General features: G+C 63.4%; 12 protein-coding genes. 9 read left to right on the top strand and 3 right to left on the bottom strand.

The annotated features are described in order from the left end of the window. Positions 1–1,472: glycerol-3-phosphate dehydrogenase (gene glpD / locus N7573_RS08360; RefSeq protein ID WP_279913208.1), on the bottom strand; the 1,472-nt coding region annotated here is incomplete at its 3' end. A gap of 211 nt (positions 1,473–1,683) precedes the next feature. Further along, positions 1,684–2,319 carry an OmpW family outer membrane protein gene (locus tag N7573_RS08355; RefSeq protein ID WP_032129052.1) on the bottom strand — a complete coding sequence of 212 codons (636 nt, stop codon included), beginning with the start codon at positions 2,317–2,319 and terminating at the stop codon, positions 1,684–1,686. A gap of 186 nt (positions 2,320–2,505) precedes the next feature. On the opposite strand from N7573_RS08355, the gene N7573_RS08350 reads away from it, so the two are divergent. The 6 genes from N7573_RS08350 to radC all read left to right on the top strand — a co-directional run bounded on the left by N7573_RS08350 (position 2,506) and on the right by radC (position 10,167). Then, entirely contained in the window at positions 2,506–3,021 is a 516-nt protein-coding gene (locus N7573_RS08350) for a DNA-deoxyinosine glycosylase (protein WP_279913207.1), read from the top strand. A gap of 167 nt (positions 3,022–3,188) precedes the next feature. After that, positions 3,189–4,901, top strand: coding sequence for a dihydrolipoyllysine-residue acetyltransferase (gene aceF, locus N7573_RS08345; RefSeq protein WP_071229582.1), 1,713 nt, complete (start codon positions 3,189–3,191; stop codon positions 4,899–4,901). Between the two features lie 107 nt (positions 4,902–5,008). Next, a complete protein-coding gene (gene lpdA, locus N7573_RS08340; protein WP_032129050.1) occupies positions 5,009–6,817 on the top strand; it encodes a dihydrolipoyl dehydrogenase in 1,809 nt (602 codons plus the stop codon). Positions 6,818–7,045: 228 nt separating this feature from the next. Next, a complete protein-coding gene (locus tag N7573_RS08335; protein WP_001062689.1) occupies positions 7,046–8,245 on the top strand; it encodes a site-specific integrase in 1,200 nt (399 codons plus the stop codon). Beyond that, a complete protein-coding gene (locus tag N7573_RS08330) occupies positions 8,242–9,306 on the top strand; it encodes a PDDEXK nuclease domain-containing protein (protein ID WP_003092331.1) in 1,065 nt (354 codons plus the stop codon). The genes N7573_RS08335 and N7573_RS08330 overlap by 4 nt, the downstream gene beginning before the upstream one ends. Positions 9,307–9,657: 351 nt before the next feature. Then, positions 9,658–10,167 carry a DNA repair protein RadC gene (radC, locus tag N7573_RS08325; RefSeq protein ID WP_003092330.1) on the top strand — a complete coding sequence of 170 codons (510 nt, stop codon included), beginning with the start codon at positions 9,658–9,660 and terminating at the stop codon, positions 10,165–10,167. 66 nt (positions 10,168–10,233) lie between these two features. Here radC and N7573_RS08320 read toward each other — a convergent pair whose 3' ends face one another. Beyond that, a complete protein-coding gene (locus N7573_RS08320; RefSeq protein WP_001223964.1) occupies positions 10,234–12,690 on the bottom strand; it encodes an AAA family ATPase in 2,457 nt (818 codons plus the stop codon). 392 nt (positions 12,691–13,082) lie between these two features. Here N7573_RS08320 and N7573_RS08315 point away from each other — a divergent pair, with 392 nt between their 5' ends. The 3 genes from N7573_RS08315 to N7573_RS08305 all read left to right on the top strand — a co-directional run bounded on the left by N7573_RS08315 (position 13,083) and on the right by N7573_RS08305 (position 16,331). Continuing rightward, a complete protein-coding gene (locus tag N7573_RS08315) occupies positions 13,083–13,910 on the top strand; it encodes a DUF932 domain-containing protein (protein WP_003092327.1) in 828 nt (275 codons plus the stop codon). Positions 13,911–13,990: 80 nt separating this feature from the next. Beyond that, positions 13,991–16,060 carry a ParB/RepB/Spo0J family partition protein gene (locus N7573_RS08310; RefSeq protein WP_000994919.1) on the top strand — a complete coding sequence of 690 codons (2,070 nt, stop codon included), beginning with the start codon at positions 13,991–13,993 and terminating at the stop codon, positions 16,058–16,060. 61 nt (positions 16,061–16,121) lie between these two features. Continuing rightward, positions 16,122–16,331, top strand: a complete 210-nt coding sequence (locus tag N7573_RS08305; protein WP_022580212.1) for a hypothetical protein — start codon at positions 16,122–16,124, stop codon at positions 16,329–16,331. Positions 16,332–16,472 lie beyond the last annotated feature (141 nt).

Genomic DNA, 16,472 nt, shown 5'->3' with positions numbered 1-16,472 from the left:
CTATCGATCCACGCCTGCAGCCGCGCCACCTGCGCAGCATCCAGCCGCAACCCCAGCTTGCTCCGCCGCCACAGCACGTCCTCGGCGTCCCAGGCCCATTCGTGGTCGCGCAGGAAAGCCACTTCCCGCGCATGCAGGCCGCCGCCGAAGTCCTCTCCAAGATCGTCCATGCCCCGTGCACCCTGCAGAAGGGCGGCGCTGCGGCTGCCGTAGGCTTCGGCCCAACGCCGTGCGATCTCCACGGGCAACCACGGTGCCAGCGCCTGCAGGCGGGAGCGCGCCTGTGTGGCGTCACCCCAGTCGCTGCCCGGCAGCGGGTCTCCGCCTGCCGTCCAGGCCGGTCCCATCTGTGGCAGGGCAGGGCGCAGAAGGTTCAGCGCTTCCTCGGCCAGCACCCGGTAGGTGGTCAGCTTGCCGCCCAGCACATGCAGCGCCGGCGCCGGGCTGGACTGCAGCTGAAGGCGGTAGTCGCGGCTCAGCGTTGCCGCACGCGGGTCCGGGTCGGCCAGCAGGGGACGTACACCGGCGAACTGCCAGACCACGTCTTCCGGAGTGATCGGCTCACGCAGATAGCGGCTGGCGGCCGCGCACAGGTAGCTCACCTCGGAAGGCAGCACGCTGCAGCGCGCCGGGTCACCGCGGTAGTCGGTGTCGGTGGTGCCGACTAGCAGATGCTCGTGGGCGAACGGCAGCAGGAACACCACGCGGCCATCGGGCTGCTGCAGCAGGCAGGCACTGTCATCGGGCCAGGGGCGGCGCAGCACGATGTGGCTGCCCTGTACCAGCCGCAGCGCGGGGCCGCCGCTGCGGGCCTCCATCTGCTCCAGCAGGCCACCGGCCCATGGGCCAGCCGCATTGGCGACGGCGCGCGCGGTCACATGCTGCTGGCCATCGGCGGATTCCAGTACGGCCTGCCAACGGCCCTGCACAGGGCGCAGTTCGATGCAGCGGCTGCGCACATGTACCTGTGCGCCACGCGAGGCAGCATCCAGGGCATTGAGCAGTACCAGACGCGCGTCATCGACCTGCGCGTCGGCGTAGCTGAAGGCCTGCCGCAGATCCGGGGAGAGCCAGGGACCGAGCGGATCATGCTGAAGGTCCAGGGCGCGCGAGGCGGGAAATGCCGGGCTGCGTGGGCCCAGGTGGTCGTACAGCCACAGTCCCACGCGCAGCATCCAGCGTGGGCGCAGGTGCGGTTCCCACGGCAGCACGAAACGCAGCGGGCGGACCAGATAGGGTGCCTGCCGGCGTACCACTTCGCGTTCACCCAGTGCCTTGCGCACCAGGCCGAACTCGCGCTGTTCCAGGTAGCGCAGGCCACCGTGGATCAGCTTGCTGCTGGCGCTGGAGGTATGCCCAGCGAGGTCGTGCTGCTCGCACAACAGCACGCGCAGGCCGCGGCCGCTGGCATCACGGGCGATGCCGGCACCGTTGATACCGCCACCGATCACCAGCAGGTCGACGTCGTGCATCGCGCCTCCGCATCCTGTGTGTAGAGTCGACTGTCAGTCGACTGCTCTTGCAAAAGTCGAGCAAGCTCGACTCTACGAAAGGCAGTCGAGCAAGCTCGACTCTACGAAAGGCAGTCGAGCAAGCTCGACTCTACAGAACGCGGGTGACGGAAACGACGACGGGCCCCGAAGGGCCCGTCGCGTTACATCAGTGAAGCAGGTGCAGCCTGGATCAGAAGCGGGCGCCGATGCCGAAGCCGACGGTCCACGGATCCATCTTGGCTTCGCCGATCTTCTCGCCGCCAACCTTCACGTCCGGGCGGGCGCGCATGTAGCGGGCGTCAGCACGGGCGAACCAGGTGGAGTTGATGTTCATGTCCACGCCGACGGTGCCGATCACGCCCTTGGCATCCTTGAAGCGGATGTCGGTGTCAGCGCCGTTGCCCAGCTTCTCGTTGCTGAAGCTCGACTGGTAGTAGCCCACGCCCACGAACGGACGGAACACGTTGTCAGCCTGGCCGAAGTGGTACTGGCCGCTCAGCGCGATCGGCTGCTGCTCGACCGAGCCCAGGCGGGCATTGTTCGGGCCCTTGAACTTGTTGTCGAACTTGTCGGCAGCGCCCCACAGTTCAACGGCCCAGTTGTCGTTGATGTAGTAGCTGAAGCTGACGGTCGGCGCCGGGCCACCATCGGTCTTCTTGACGCCGGTGATCGGGTCGTTCTTCGGTTCCAGCAGCGAGATGCCGCCAACAACGGCAAAATGCTTGCCCGAAGCGGTGTCGGTGCTGCTGCTGTCCTGGGCGAAAGCGGCCGGCGCGAAGGCGGCGGAGGTCAGCAGGGCGAGACTCAGGATACGGATGGAGCGCATGGGGGTATCTCCTAATGTTTCTTGTTTTGGGCCCCCGGTTGCGGGGCGAGCACACCGTAGTCGCCCCAACATGAATCGAATCCGACGCACGTTAAAAAATAGTTTCCCTTGTTCAGCGACTGGAGCGAAAAGCCTGTTTTCATGGGCTTTTCGGCCTTCGGCGACATTCATGCAGTTGGAGAAGATGTGAGCGAAGCAACGGTGTGCATCGGCCTGCAAGCGCAGGTGAAGGCGGATTGCAGGGTGCTGCTGCTGGGTTCGATGCCCGGCGTTGCGTCATTGCAGGAGCAGCGCTACTACGCGCATCCGCGCAATCGCTTCTGGCCTGTGCTGGCCGATATCTGTGGCTTCGATGTGGCCCTGGCGTACCCGCAACGGCTGCGCGCACTGCAGGCAGCCGGTGTGGGTCTGTGGGATGTGATCGGTCAGTGCGAGCGGCGTGGCAGCCTGGATGCTGACATCGTGCGTGGCACGGAAGTACCCAATGCGCTGCCGGCATTGATCGCTTCGCTTCCTGAGCTGGAGCTGATCGGCTGCAACGGTGCGGCATCGCTGAAGGCATTCCAGCGTTGGGTGCTGCCCGGCCTGGAGGCGCCGCCAAGGCTGCTGGCGCTGCCGTCCACCAGCCCGGCCAACGCGGCCTGGTTGCTGCCGCGGCTGCGCCAGGCCTGGCAGCCGGTAGCCGACGCACTGGCGACATAAAGCGGACATCGTCCGGACAATACGCTACCGACTGGTCGCGGCCGCAACCCATGAGCAACAGCGTGTCCCGGCTGCGTGAGTACTGAAAACACCTGTAACGGTTGGCGCTGGCCCCCGCTGGCCGCACAATAGACGTTTCCCTACACCAGATTGCCGGAGTTATCCCCATGGCCGAAATCAAGGAAGCACTTGTCCCCGATATCGGTGACTACAGCGATATCCCGGTAATCGAGGTGCTTGTCGCCGTCGGCGACACGGTCAAGAAGGACCAGGGCCTGGTGACGCTGGAAAGCGACAAGGCGACCATGGAAGTGCCGTCGGCCGTCGCCGGCGTGGTCAAGGAGATCAAGGTCAAGGTCGGTGACACCCTGTCCGAGGGCAAGGTCGTGGCGCTGATCGAAGTGGCTGAAGGCGAGGCTGCCAAGCCGGCCGCTGCCGCCCCTGCACCGGCCAAGGCCGCTGCCCCGGCTGCCGCCACCCAGAGCGCGCCGGCCCCGGCCGCAGCTGCGCCGGCCGCTCCGGCTGCCAGCGGTGGTGCGGTTGAAGCGCTGGTGCCGGATATCGGCGACTATTCCGGCATTCCGGTCATCGAAGTGCTGGTCGCCGTCGGCGACACGGTCAAGAAGGACCAGGGCCTGGTCACGCTGGAAAGCGACAAGGCCACCATGGAAGTGCCGTCGTCGGTGGCTGGCGTGGTCAAGGAACTGAAGGTCAAGGTCGGCGACACTCTGTCGCAGGGCAATGTGGTCGCCATCATCGAGGCCGAGGGCGCTGCCGCGCCGGCGCCGACCAAGGCAGCCGCTGCTGCCGCTCCGGCTGCCGCCGAGACCGCCACCAAGGTCGAGCCGGTCGCTGTGCCGGCGCAGCCGGACAAGCTGGCGGCCCGCGAGGTCGCCTCGGCCGGTACCCCGTCCAGCCCGCCGGTGCAGTTCAACGCCGATGGCGTGCTGCCGGCCAAGGTGCCGTATGCCACCCCGGCGGTGCGTGTGTTCGCCCGCGAACTGGGTGTGGACCTGCTGCAGATCAACGGCACCGAGAAGGGTGGCCGCATCACCAAGGGTGACGTGCAGAAGTTCGTCAAGGCCGCACTCAGCGGCGGCGTGCCGGCTGCCGGCGGTGCTGCTGTCGCTGCCGGTGGTGGCCTGAACCTGCTGCCGTGGCCGAAGGTCGACTTCAGCAAGTTCGGCGAGACCGAAGTCCAGCCGCTGTCGCGCATCAAGAAGATCTCGGGTGCGAACCTGGCCCGCAACTGGGCCATGATCCCGCACGTCACCCAGTTCGAACAGGCCGACATCACCGACCTGGAAGGCCTGCGCGTGGCGCTGAACAAGGAAAACGAGAAGGCCGGCATCAAGCTGACCATGCTCGCCTTCCTGATCAAGGCCAGCGCCGCGGCGCTGAAGAAGTTCCCGGAGTTCAACGCCTCGCTCGATGCCAGCGGTGAAAACCTGACCCTGAAGAAGTACTTCCACATCGGCTTTGCCGCCGACACGCCGAACGGCCTGGTCGTGCCGGTCATCCGCGACGTGGACAAGAAGGGCGTGGTGCAGATCGCGCAGGAAACCGGCGAACTGGCCAAGAAGGCGCGCGACGGCAAGCTCGGCCCGGCCGACATGAGTGGCGGCTGCTTCTCGATCAGCTCGCTGGGCGGCATCGGCGGCACCGCGTTCACCCCGATCGTCAATGCACCGGAAGTGGCCATCCTCGGCGTCTCCAAGTCGTCCATCCAGCCGGTCTGGAACGGCAAGGAATTCGCACCGAAGCTGATGCTGCCGCTGTCGCTGAGCTACGACCACCGCGTCATCGATGGCGCCCTGGCCGCACGCTTCACCACGTACCTGTCGCAGGTACTGGCCGACATGCGCCGCGTGCTGCTGTAAGGCACCGCTTCGCCCCCACCGTGCGGCCGCCGCCCCTGGCGCGGCCGCGTGAACAGATGCAGTGACAGCCCGCCGGTACCGCCGCGCGGGCACGAGGAAAACCCACCATGGCCACGATTGAAGTCAAGGTTCCCGACATCGGCGATTACAGCGATGTGCCGGTGATCGAAGTGTTGGTCGCCGTCGGCGACACGGTGAAGAAGGATCAGGGTCTGGTGACCCTGGAATCGGACAAGGCCACCCTGGAAGTGCCGTCCTCGGCTGCCGGCGTGGTCAAGGAAATCAAGGTCAAGCTCGGCGACACCCTGTCCGAAGGCGCCGTGGTCGTGGTGCTGGACGCCGAAGGTGCCGCCGAAGCCCCGGCCAAGGCGGCCGCGCCGGCCCCGGCAGCGGCCGCTCCGGCCAGCAAGCCGCCGGTGACCCCGTCGCACCGCGCCCCGGCTGAGCCGGCGGCGCCGAAGCCGGCGCTGTCCAGCGGCAAGCCGGCCGACATCGAATGCGAAATGGTCGTGCTGGGCTCCGGCCCGGGCGGCTACACCGCCGCTTTCCGCGCTGCCGACGTCGGCCTGGATACGGTGCTGGTCGAGCGTTACGCCAGCCTCGGTGGCGTCTGCCTCAACGTGGGCTGCATTCCGTCCAAGGCGCTGCTGCACGCTGCAGCGGTCATCGACGAAGTGGCCCACGCCGGTGATTTCGGCGTCGAGTTCGGCAAGCCGACCATCACCCTGGACAAGCTGCGCGAGTACAAGGAAAAGGTCGTCAACCAGCTGACCAAGGGCCTGGCCGGCATGGCCAAGCAGCGCAAGGTCCGCAGCGTGCAGGGCGTCGGCAAATTCGTTTCGGCCAACGAGCTGGAAATCACCGCCGCTGATGGCAGCACCCAGCTGCTGCGCTTCCAGAAGTGCATCATCGCCGCCGGTTCGCAGGCGGTGAAGCTGCCGAACTTCCCGTGGGACGACAAGCGCGTGATGGACTCCACCGACGCGCTGGAGCTGGCCGAAGTGCCGGGCTCGCTGCTGGTTGTCGGTGGCGGCATCATCGGCCTGGAAATGGCTACCGTGTACGGTGCGCTGGGCAGCAAGGTGACCGTGGTCGAGTTCATGGACCAGCTGATGCCGGGCGCCGACAAGGACCTGGTCAAGCCGCTGGCTGACCGCCTGAAGAAGCAGGGCATCGAAGTCCACCTGAAGACCAAGGCCTCGGGCGTCACCGCCGATGCCAAGGGCATCACCGTGACCTTCGACGCCGCCGAGGAAGGCCAGGCGCCTGCGCTGGCGCAGGGCACCTTCGATCGCGTGCTGGTGGCCGTGGGTCGCTCGCCGAACGGCAAGAAGATCGATGCCGAAAAGGCCGGCGTGCAGGTCACCGACCGTGGCTTCATCCCGGTCGACCGCCAGATGCGCACCAACGTGCCGCACATCTTTGCCATCGGCGACATCGTCGGCAACCCGATGCTGGCCCATAAGGCCACGCACGAGGGCAAGCTGGCTGCCGAAGTGGCTGCCGGCCACAAGAAGGAGTGGGTGGCCCGCGTGATTCCGTCGGTGGCCTACACCAACCCGGAAATCGCCTGGGTCGGCGTGACCGAGACCGAAGCCAAGGCCAAGGGCCTGAAGGTCGGCGTGGCCAAGTTCCCGTGGGCCGCCAGTGGCCGCGCGATCGGCATCGGCCGCACCGAGGGCTTCACCAAGCTGATCTTCGACGAAGAGACCCACCGCATCATCGGTGGTGCGATCGTCGGCGTGCACGCCGGCGACCTGCTGGCCGAGATCGGCCTGGCCATCGAGATGGGTGCCGAAGCCGAAGACATCGGCCACACCATCCACGCGCACCCGACGCTGAGCGAATCGGTGGCGATGGCCTCGGAAATCTACGACGGCACGATCACCGATCTGTACATGCCGAAGAAGAAGTAAGGCGCCCGCGCCTTCGCGAACGAAAAGCCCCGGCATCTGCCGGGGTTTTTTGTTTCACGATGACTCCAGCCCGGTAGTTCGCTGGACTGCGACGTAGCCCGATACAGCAGGTTTATCAATAGCTTACGCGCTTCCATCATATGCCGGTGCTTTCTGAAACTTGACCCGGTTCTCCCTCGCGCCGCTCCTATCTGGCTCCTGGAATCCGGGTCGTTCCAAGGAGTCATCATGGCAAAGATCAAGCTCACCAAGACCGCCGTAGAGTCGGCGCAACCCCAGGCGAAGGACATCGAACTACGGGATACCGTCGTGCCCGGCTTCCTTTGCAAGATTACCTCGACGGGACGCCGGGTGTTCATGCTCCAGTACCGCACGAACTCTGGCCAGCCCCGCAAGCCCTCGCTGGGACTCTACGGGGAGCTAACCGTCGAACAGGCGCGGGTCAAAGCGCAGGACTGGCTGGCCGAGGTTCGCCGGGGTGGTGATCCCGGCGGTGCCAAGGCCGAGGCGCGCAAGGCGCCCACGATGGCCGAGTTGTGCAAAAAGTTCATGGAGGACTACTCCAAGAAGCGCAACAAGGTCAGCACGCAGGACGGCTACCAGGGCGTCATCGACCGCAACATCATCCCGCTGCTGGGCCGCAAGAAGGTGCATGACGTGAAGCGGCCCGACATTGCGGGGCTCATGGAAAAGCTGGCCTACAAGCCGACCGAGGCCAACAAGACCTTCGGCGTGCTGCGCAAGATGTTCAACTTGGCCGAAGTCTGGGGCTTCCGCCCGGACGGCACGAATCCGTGCCGCCACGTCCCGATGTACCCGCCGGGCAAGGAAACCCGGCTCATCGTGGACGAGGAAATGGTGCGGATCTTCCGCCAGTTGGAGAAACTGGAGGCGGAGGGGCTGGAGAACTACGTCATCCCGTTGGCGATCCGGCTGCAATTCGAGTTTGCGGCGCGGCGCTCCGAAATCTGCCCGCTCGAATGGAGCTGGCTGGACTTCGAGAACCGGCGCGTGGTGTGGCCCGACAGCAAGGTTGGCGGCATTTCCAAGCCCATGAGCGAGGAAGCCTATCGGCTGCTTTCGACGGCGCCGCGTCTGGAAGGCTGCCCTTACGTCCTGCCGTCGCCGAACGACCCGGCCAAGCACCTGACCTTTGGCGAGCACTATGGCGGCTGGTGCCGGACGCTCAAGGCCGCCAGCGTGCCGCACGTAGGCACGCACGGCATCCGTCATCGCTCGACCACCGACATTGCCAATTCCGGTGTGCCGACCAAAGTGGGAATGAAGCTGACGGGCCACAAGACCGTGGCGATGTTCATGCACTACGTCCACACCGAGGACAAGCCGGTGCGCGAGGCGGCCGAGCTGGTGGCCAGCCGCCGCCAAGCCATCACGGGCGCGCGGCAGCTTGCGGAGGCGGTGGCATGAACGGGCGCCGGCCATCAGCAGCATCGCTCGCAGCGCCCGCGGCGCTGCTGGGCGACATTCGGGCACTGATCGAGGCGGCGCGCTTGCGCGCCGCCTCGACGGTGAATAGCGAGCTTACGATGCTCTACTGGCGCATCGGCCAACGCATCCACACGCAGGTCTTGGACAGGCGCCGGGGCGCCTACGGCAAGGAAGTTCTGCCCACCTTGGCTGCGCAGTTGGTGGAGGAGTACGGCAGCAGCTTTGCAGAGCAGAACTTGCGCCGCATGGTGCAGTTCGCCGCCACCTTCCCCGACGAGCGAATTCTCGTATCACTGATACGAGAATTGAGCTGGACGCACTTCATCGCCCTGATGCCGCTGAAAGACCCGCTCCAGCGGGACTACTACGCACAGATGGCCAGCACCCAACGCTGGAGCGTGCGGACGCTGCGCGAGCGTATCGACTCGATGCTGTACGAGCGCACGGCGCTTTCCCAAAAGCCGGAAGAAACCATAGCGCAGGAGTTGGCGACCCTGCGCGATGCGCAGCGCATGTCGCCGGCCCTGGTCATGCGCGACCCGTACATCCTCGACTTCCTGGGCCTGCGGGACACTTGGCAGGAAGGCGACTTGGAAGCGGCGATCATCCGTGAAATGGAGTCCTTCCTGCTGGAGCTGGGCGCGGGCTTCTCATTCGTCGCCCGGCAGAAGCGCATTCCGATCGACGACGAGGATTTCCACCTTGACCTTCTGTTCTACAACCGCAAGCTGCGGCGGCTGGTTGCGGTGGAGTTGAAGGTAGGTGACTTCAAGGCGGCCTACAAAGGGCAGATGGAGCTTTACCTTCGGTGGCTAGACAAGCACGAACGGGAGCCGGAGGAAGCCTCGCCGCTCGGGATCATCCTTTGCACCGGCAAGAAGCGCGAGCAGATCGAATTGCTGGAGCTGGACAAGTCCGGCATCCACGTTGCCGAGTATCTGACCGCCTTGCCGCCGAGGGGCGTGCTGGTGGAGCGGCTGCAACAGGCAACGCAACGGGCGCAGTTGCAAATCGAGCAGCGCAAGACGGACAACGAGTAGTCCTGTCCCAAGCAGTCGGGCGTCCCGGCGTGCCGCCGTCGCGCTGTCGTGCTGCGCATCGAGCTTCGCTGCGCGAGTCTCGCCCCTGTCGGGCTTCCATCACTGACGCCTCCGTCCCGGCTCGTTGATCCGGGCCTGCGCGCTCCGCTTGCCAAAAATCGACTCTGTGCAGTGGGCGGGTGTGGGCGGTCTTGCTGTTCCCTTCACCGTATCACGGCGTTCTCGCCGTCAAGGGCGGCGCGCGCCATGCGCGCTTGCGTCCTGGCGGCCGTCTGCGACCCCTGACTGCTTGCGCTGCGCCGTGCTGCCGCCGGTTCCGGGCAATTCCGCCCGAGCAACCGGAGCACGATCATGTCGCAACTGTCCTTTCCCTCGTTCGATTCCTGTCTGCTGGTGCGCGACGCGCACGGGCGCTATCTACCGGCATCGGCCGACGACATTCTGGAAGCTGCGCGCCAGGTCATTGACCGGAAAATGCGGCGCGGAGCAGAGTTCACTTCGCCGGCGGCGGTCAAGGAATACTTGCGTACAAAGTTGGCCAGCTTCGAGCATGAGGTGTTCGTAGTGCTGTTCATGGATACGCGCCATCGTCTGATCGAATACAGGGAGATGTTCCACGGCACTATTGACGGTGCGTCGGTGTATCCGCGCGAAGTGGTCAAGGAGGCGCTGCGGCTCAATGCGGCGGCGGTCGTCGTTTCGCACAACCATCCGAGCGGAAACCCCGAGCCGAGCGCGGCTGACCGGGCGCTGACCCAGCGGCTCAAGGAAGCGTTGGGTCTGGTGGACGTGCGCGTGCTCGATCACATCATCGTTGCGGGCAACGAAACGGCATCGTTCGCCGAGCATGGGCTGATCTAGCCCAAGGGGCTTCGGCCCCTTTTTGCTGCGCCTGGTGGCATAGCTATGGCCCTCGCGGCCTGATGCTCAGGCCGTCGCAACCTGAATCATCTCGTCGTAATGTTTCTTGTCCACCTCTTCCAGCCACTGGAAGATGTTCCCGATGACGCTGTGGCTTTCGCCTGCCAAGTTTTCTGCGGATTCCTCTGTTATCTCAATAACGTCGCTATGTGAATACTTATTGATAAAGCGGTAGATTTTTTCTTTAAGCTCTGGTGTCGTGATGGTGCAATCTTTTAGGCCAGCCTCCATCAATTGACTAATGTCGCTTCGACGCCTTGGATATTTGAAGGTGAAAAACGATTCAACAAGCTTTCGGGCGAGGTTGGCGGTCAAGAACGCCTCATCTCGATTGAGTGTTGTGTGCGCCCTATATTCGTAGAGCTTCTTGAAGATATAGTGGTACTCGGAACCGTAGTTCTTGAGTGAGTCGTCGGCATCCACAAGTAGGGAGTGACGAGGGGAGCCAGGTGGCGCATCCAGGCGATAAAAGAAGCAATTCTCGGCGTTGCCTTTTTTGACTCGATTCCTATTGGTGCCAGTGAACCAGTCTCTCACTAGCTTAAAGTAAGTGAAGTTGTGAGTCAGCACAAAAAGTTGCTTGGCTTCAGTGCATTGCGTTCTCAAAAACGAGTAGGCGTGAAACAAGTGATTAGAATCAAAGCTTGAGACCGGATCGTCAACGACGACGATCGTATCCTTGATGTTATTTCCATTTTCTTTGAGCTTCGTGATGAAATAGACAAATGCAATCGCAGTTTTCTCACCTTCGCTCAAATTCCCATCGTGCTCACCAACCCCGTTTCTGATGATCTCATAGCCTTTCTTCTTCTGATTGAAGTTCAGGCAAAGCTCAGAGCGGCCAATGAAGCGATGCAGGATGTCATTGAACTCCTTTGCCCCGACCGTTTCATTCGAGAGCGCCGCTTCTATGGCTCCGACCTCTAGACTAATTTTTTCAATTTCCTTATGGTCGTTCTTTGCTTCTGACTCAAGGTCATTGCACTTCTTCTCACTTCCAGCATAGTCAAACTCTTGCACCTCAGCCGCAGCAAAGTGAAGCTCCAGTGCCACCTTGCTTTTTGAGGTCTCAGATTTGAAATTTGAAGTCTTATTGTTGTGCTTTCCAACGAGAGCAACAATCGATTTCAGGATGTCATTGAAATTGGTGACATCGTCTTCAACCACATCCGAGATCTGAATGTCTGTCTTCCCAGGGTCTGTGATCTTGGCCTTCAGGGCTTCCCGCCAGGCGTCGATTTGCTGGTCGATCTTTTCAGCAGCAGTTGCGTAGTCCTTTTGAAGCTTCTCTGCCTCGGCCGATAGTTCTTTATAAAACTCGGTCGATGCGGGAAACTGATTAGCTGGAGCGCCTTGAGATTCAATCCATGTCGCCGCGTTCTGAAGTCGGCTCTGAAACTCCGTGAACTCCTTGCTGAAGTGGGCAGCAAGCGCCTCGGCACGAAGCTGGGCGAACGGAGAGCCGCAGAACTCGCAGGATTGCGAGTCGTGGTTTTTATGGATTTCCAAGCCTGCTTGAACCCATTCGCGGATTTCCGGGTTATCGGTCAGCCGCTGGATTGCTTGATTGACCGCCGTAGTCCCAATCAAATCTCTGATGCGGCCCGCCGCTTTCTTAAAGTAGTCCGGCTCAATGGCCGTTGAGGCGAAAGCAATGCTTGGAAGCTGATCTGGCTTGGCGGCATTCGTAAGGTCGATAACCCTCTCATCTGGAAGAACCGACTCCGCCTTGATAATTGTCTCGCCGTTATTCTGTATGAAGTTGAAGAGCTTGCGGCGGTCGTAATTCAAGTAATAACTGTCGCTCGTATCAATCGCCTGAAGTCCAAGCTTCATTTTCTTGGCAGCATTGGTCAGGAACTTCTCTAATGCCTCACGCTGCTTCTTGATATCGCTTTGCTTGTCGTCGTGAGCCTTCTTTTTCGACTGAAGCTCGCTCTTCAGCTTCTCCAGCTTCTGCAAGTCATCAATCTTCTCTTTCGCAATAAGAAGGATGCTCTTTACGGATTTGTCCCAATCAATGTTCTCATGCACGAAGCGTTGATTGAAAACATGAATATTCAATTGGGATGAGTGGAGTGTGGATTCCGTGATCGTTGAGCCATCCTCCAGAACTACTGAAAATTGGCCCGTGCTGAAGCGGGGAACCATCGAGCGAAGCTCAAAGCAAGAGAATAGATTCGATAACGTTGACTTGCCTGTTCCATTCCAACCATAGACCAGGTTGTACCGGCCGAACTTTTGGATCTTCGTTCCATTGAAGTCGCTGAAGATTCCGAACTGTTTGAGGCGGTTGATGCAGACAATCATCTCTATATCTCCGTGTTCTTGCTTTCCCATCATTTGCTTGCGAAACAAATGGTAAACGAAGAGTCCTCTTGCGTCTCCGCTTCGCGGATCGCGCTGCTCCAGGTTCGCTAGTCGCTCATCCCTGGCGGGACTGGCTTCGCCAGCCTTCCGCATCGCTGACGCCTACGGCCCGGCTTCCAGCTTCGGGCCTGCGCGCTTCGCTTGCGTGCGGTCAGCACAAAGGGATGGCCGTTGCCTTGTCCAGCCGTCTCCCCTGACTTCATCACCTTACCCGCGACCGTAGCCCGCGACCGTGTGCCGTCAAGGCGCGCAGGGCCGTGTCCTCGGCTGCGCCTGCGGGCCGCACCAACCCTGCGCTTGGCTCCTTGACGGCCCCCGTCCGCGCGCTCCTTTGGGCGCGGGCGATGAACTCAGGAAAGACGGTGGCAACAGGGCCAACCGGGTTCCTCGTGCCGACCGCACCAAACAGCCGAAAGGCTGGGCTCCGAATCTAGAAATCCGGTGTGCGGTGTGAACAGCAAACCTCTTTTGTCAGGAGAAAGACCATGCAACTCGCATCCCGTTTCGCTTTCCGCTCCCCCTCGCTGCGCAGCGATTACCCGCTGTCCGACGACCAGATTCACCGCGTGGCCCCGTCCATCTTCGCGGATGCCCCGCACGAGAGCCGTTCGCAGCGGTACGCCTATATCCCCACCGCCGCCGTGCTGACCGAGCTTCGCAAAGAAGGCTTCCAGCCTTTCATGGTGACGCAAACCCGCGTGCGCGACGAAGGCAAGCGCGAGCACACCAAACACATGATTCGCTTGCGCCATGCCAGCCAGATCAACGGCGCGGAGGCCAACGAAATCGTGCTGCTGAACTCGCACGACGGCACCAGCAGCTATCAGATGCTGGCCGGAATGTTCCGGTTCGTGTGCAGCAATGGCCTTGTCTGCGGCAACACCGTGGCCGATGTGCGAGTGCCCCATAAAGGCGACGTGGCCGGTCTGGTCATTGAGGGGGCTTACGAAGTCTTGAGCGGTTTCGATCGGGTGAAGGAATCGCGCGATGCCATGCGCGGCATCACCTTGGACGATGGCGAATCCGAAGTGTTCGCCCGCGCCGCGCTCGCCCTCAAGTACGACGACCCCGACAAGCCCGCGCCCATCACGGAATCGCAAATCCTGATGCCGCGCCGCTTCGACGACCGCCGCCCCGACCTGTGGAGCGTGTTCAACCGCACCCAAGAAAACCTGACCCAAGGCGGGCTGCGTGGCCGCAGCGCCAACGGGCGCCGACAGCAAACCCGCCCGGTGCAGGGCATCGACCAAAACATCCGACTAAATCGCGCCCTCTGGCTGCTGGCCGATGGCATGCGCCAGTTGAAAGCCTGAATCCCCACGCGGCAGGGGCAGGCAGCAGCCCTTGTCGCTTTCTTCGCTGCTGCATCCCTGAACCGATAGGAGTTATCACCATGAACGCCGTTACCCAAACCGAAGCCCGCGCCATCAACACCGCCGCCGCTATCCCGCTGGAAGCCGCTGATCCGACCAAGAACCTGATTCTGGTTCCGCTGTCGCGGCTGGTGTCGCGTCCCACTGGCCGCAACGTGCGCAAGACCCCGCGCATGTCCATTCCCGAACTCGCCGCCAGCATCCAGCGTGTCGGCCTGCTGCAAAACCTCATCGTGATTGCCGCCGCCGATGGCGAGCATTACGAGGTCGTGGCCGGTGACCGTCGCCTCGCAGCGTTGAAGCTGCTGGCGAAAAAGCACCGCATTAGCAAGGAATGGGAGGTGCCTTGCCTGCTGGTGGCCGATGGCACCGCCCGCACGGCCAGCCTCACCGAGAACGTGCAGCGCGAAGCCATGCACCCCGCCGACCAGTTCGAGGCGTTCGCCGCGCTCGTGGCCGAAGGCCGCAGCATCGAGGACATTGCAGCGGATTTCAGCGTCACGCCGCTGGTGGTGCAGCGCCGTCTGAAACTCGCCAACGTGTCGCCGCGCCTGCTGGCCGACTACCGGGCCGAGGCCGTGAGCCTTGACCAGTTGATGGCCCTCGCCATCACCGACGACCATGCTGCGCAGGAAGCCGCGTTCTACGATGCGCCCACATGGCAGCGCGGCCCGCACAACCTGCGCGACCGCCTGACCGAACGCGAAATCGACGCCTACCGGCATCCGCTGGTGCGCTTTGTCGGGCTGGACGGCTACGAGCAGGAAGGCGGTGGCATCCGCCGCGACCTGTTCGCGGAGGGCGACAAAGGCGTGTATCTGACCGATGCCGCACTGCTGGAACGGCTGGCGCAGGACAAGCTGGCAGGTATCGCCGCCAAGGTGCAGGCCGAGGGCTGGGCGTGGGTGGATGCCACGCCGGGCATGACCCATGCCGATCTGCAAGCCTTCCAGCGTGCGCCAAGGGAACGCCGCAGTCCGAACAAGCGCGACGCGCAGCGCATCGAGAAGCTGCAAACCAAGCTGCACGAACTGGCCGAGGCGGTGGATGCCGCGCTGGACGACGAGGACGAGGAAAAGGCCGATGCCTTGCAGGAAGAAGGCGAACGCCTGGGCGAGCAGTTGCAGGCGCTGGAAGATGGCTTGCTGGACTATGCGGCCAACGTGAAGGCCGCAGCCGGTGCCATTGTCACCATCGACCGCGACGGGCAGGCCGCGATTCATCGCGGGCTGCTGCGCGAAGCGGAGGCCAAGGCACTGCGCACGCTGGAGCGGCTGCGGCAGGGTTTCGGCAGCGAAGGCGAAGCCGCGAACGAGGACGCAGGCGAGGACGACGAGCAGCCCAAGACCGCCGCCATGTCTGACCGACTGGCGCAGCGGTTGAGCGCGCACCGTACCGCTGCGCTGCAAATCGAAGTTGCACGGCATCCGCAAGCAGCGCTGGCCGCCGTGGTGCATGGCATGGTGCAGACCGTCTTGCAGGAAAGGCACTACGGGCACGACCTGCCGCTGGGTGTGCGCCTCACGGTGCAAGACCGGCTGGAAGGCATGGCCCCGGACTGGCCGGAATCACCCGCCGCCGTGGCGCTGCGCGAACTGCAACAGGTGGCAGGCGAAACCTTGCCGGAGGACAGCGCCGAACTGTTCGCCGCGCTGCTGGCGAAATCACAGGATGAACTGGTGCGGCTGTTGGCCGTGTGCTTAGCTTCCACGGTGGACGTGGTGACGCCTCGCGCCACGCCGCACCAGCCCGGCGCGGAACTGGCGCAGGCCGTGGGGCTGGATATGGCCGCGTGGTGGCAGCCCACCAATGAGGGTTACTTCCGGCATGTGCCGAAGGCCGCGATTCTGGAAGCCGTTGGCGGGTTCGCGCCCTCGCACGTCACCCGACTGGCGAAGTTGAAGAAGGGCGACATTGCCAGCGAAGCCGAACGGCTGGCCGCTGGCACCGGCTGGATGCCCGCCATCTTCCGCTCCGAAGGCCCGCAGCAGACCGGGCAGGACGCGCCGGCGGATGGCGAAGCCGAAGCACAGGAAGAAGTGGCCGCCGTGGCGGATGACCAGCCGCAGGCCGAGGCTTTGGCCGCGTGACTTCGCACCGTAGATAGCGCCCCGGTTCCGGCCGGGGCGCTTCATGTTGAGGATGCCTGCCATGACCCACCAACCCGCAAACCGCCCCCGCATAGCTGCGACCTATGCCTCCGGCACGGTGCGCGCCCGCCGCTGGCACGGCGACGGCGACGTGCGCGGCTACCGTCCGCCGCGTGGCTGGACGGCCCGCGCCGACCTGACCGATCTGCATCCCCTCACGGGCCGCGCCTTGCCGCGCGCCGTGTGGTGGATCATCGAAACCAAGGAATAACGAGCCGCACCGGCCCCAAGCCGTGCCGCCTTGGGGCCGGTGGTCGAAAACTCCGGGCGCGGCGGTGGCCGCGCCCGGTTTCACTGCTCAAAGCCAAAACGCCCCATCGCCGCCTTCGGACAGGCGGCGATGGGGCCACGC

Origin of the sequence: Stenotrophomonas sp. GD04054 (assembly GCF_029836955.1) — a bacterium.
Classification (GTDB): domain Bacteria; phylum Pseudomonadota; class Gammaproteobacteria; order Xanthomonadales; family Xanthomonadaceae; genus Stenotrophomonas; species Stenotrophomonas maltophilia_A.
This window is presented reverse-complemented; position numbering and strand designations above follow the sequence as displayed.

Bases quoted from the DNA above. Each gene is read 5' to 3' on its own strand.
- N7573_RS08355 (WP_032129052.1), bottom strand. From the start codon at position 2,319: ATGCGCTCCATCCGTATCCTGAGTCTCGCCCTGCTGACCTCCGCCGCC.
- aceF (WP_071229582.1), top strand. From the start codon at position 3,189: ATGGCCGAAATCAAGGAAGCACTTGTCCCCGATATCGGTGACTACAGC.
- lpdA (WP_032129050.1), top strand. From the start codon at position 5,009: ATGGCCACGATTGAAGTCAAGGTTCCCGACATCGGCGATTACAGCGAT.
- N7573_RS08335 (WP_001062689.1), top strand. From the start codon at position 7,046: ATGGCAAAGATCAAGCTCACCAAGACCGCCGTAGAGTCGGCGCAACCC.
- N7573_RS08330 (WP_003092331.1), top strand. From the start codon at position 8,242: ATGAACGGGCGCCGGCCATCAGCAGCATCGCTCGCAGCGCCCGCGGCG.
- radC (WP_003092330.1), top strand. From the start codon at position 9,658: ATGTCGCAACTGTCCTTTCCCTCGTTCGATTCCTGTCTGCTGGTGCGC.
- N7573_RS08320 (WP_001223964.1), bottom strand. From the start codon at position 12,690: ATGCGGAAGGCTGGCGAAGCCAGTCCCGCCAGGGATGAGCGACTAGCG.
- N7573_RS08315 (WP_003092327.1), top strand. From the start codon at position 13,083: ATGCAACTCGCATCCCGTTTCGCTTTCCGCTCCCCCTCGCTGCGCAGC.
- N7573_RS08310 (WP_000994919.1), top strand. From the start codon at position 13,991: ATGAACGCCGTTACCCAAACCGAAGCCCGCGCCATCAACACCGCCGCC.
- N7573_RS08305 (WP_022580212.1), top strand. From the start codon at position 16,122: ATGACCCACCAACCCGCAAACCGCCCCCGCATAGCTGCGACCTATGCC.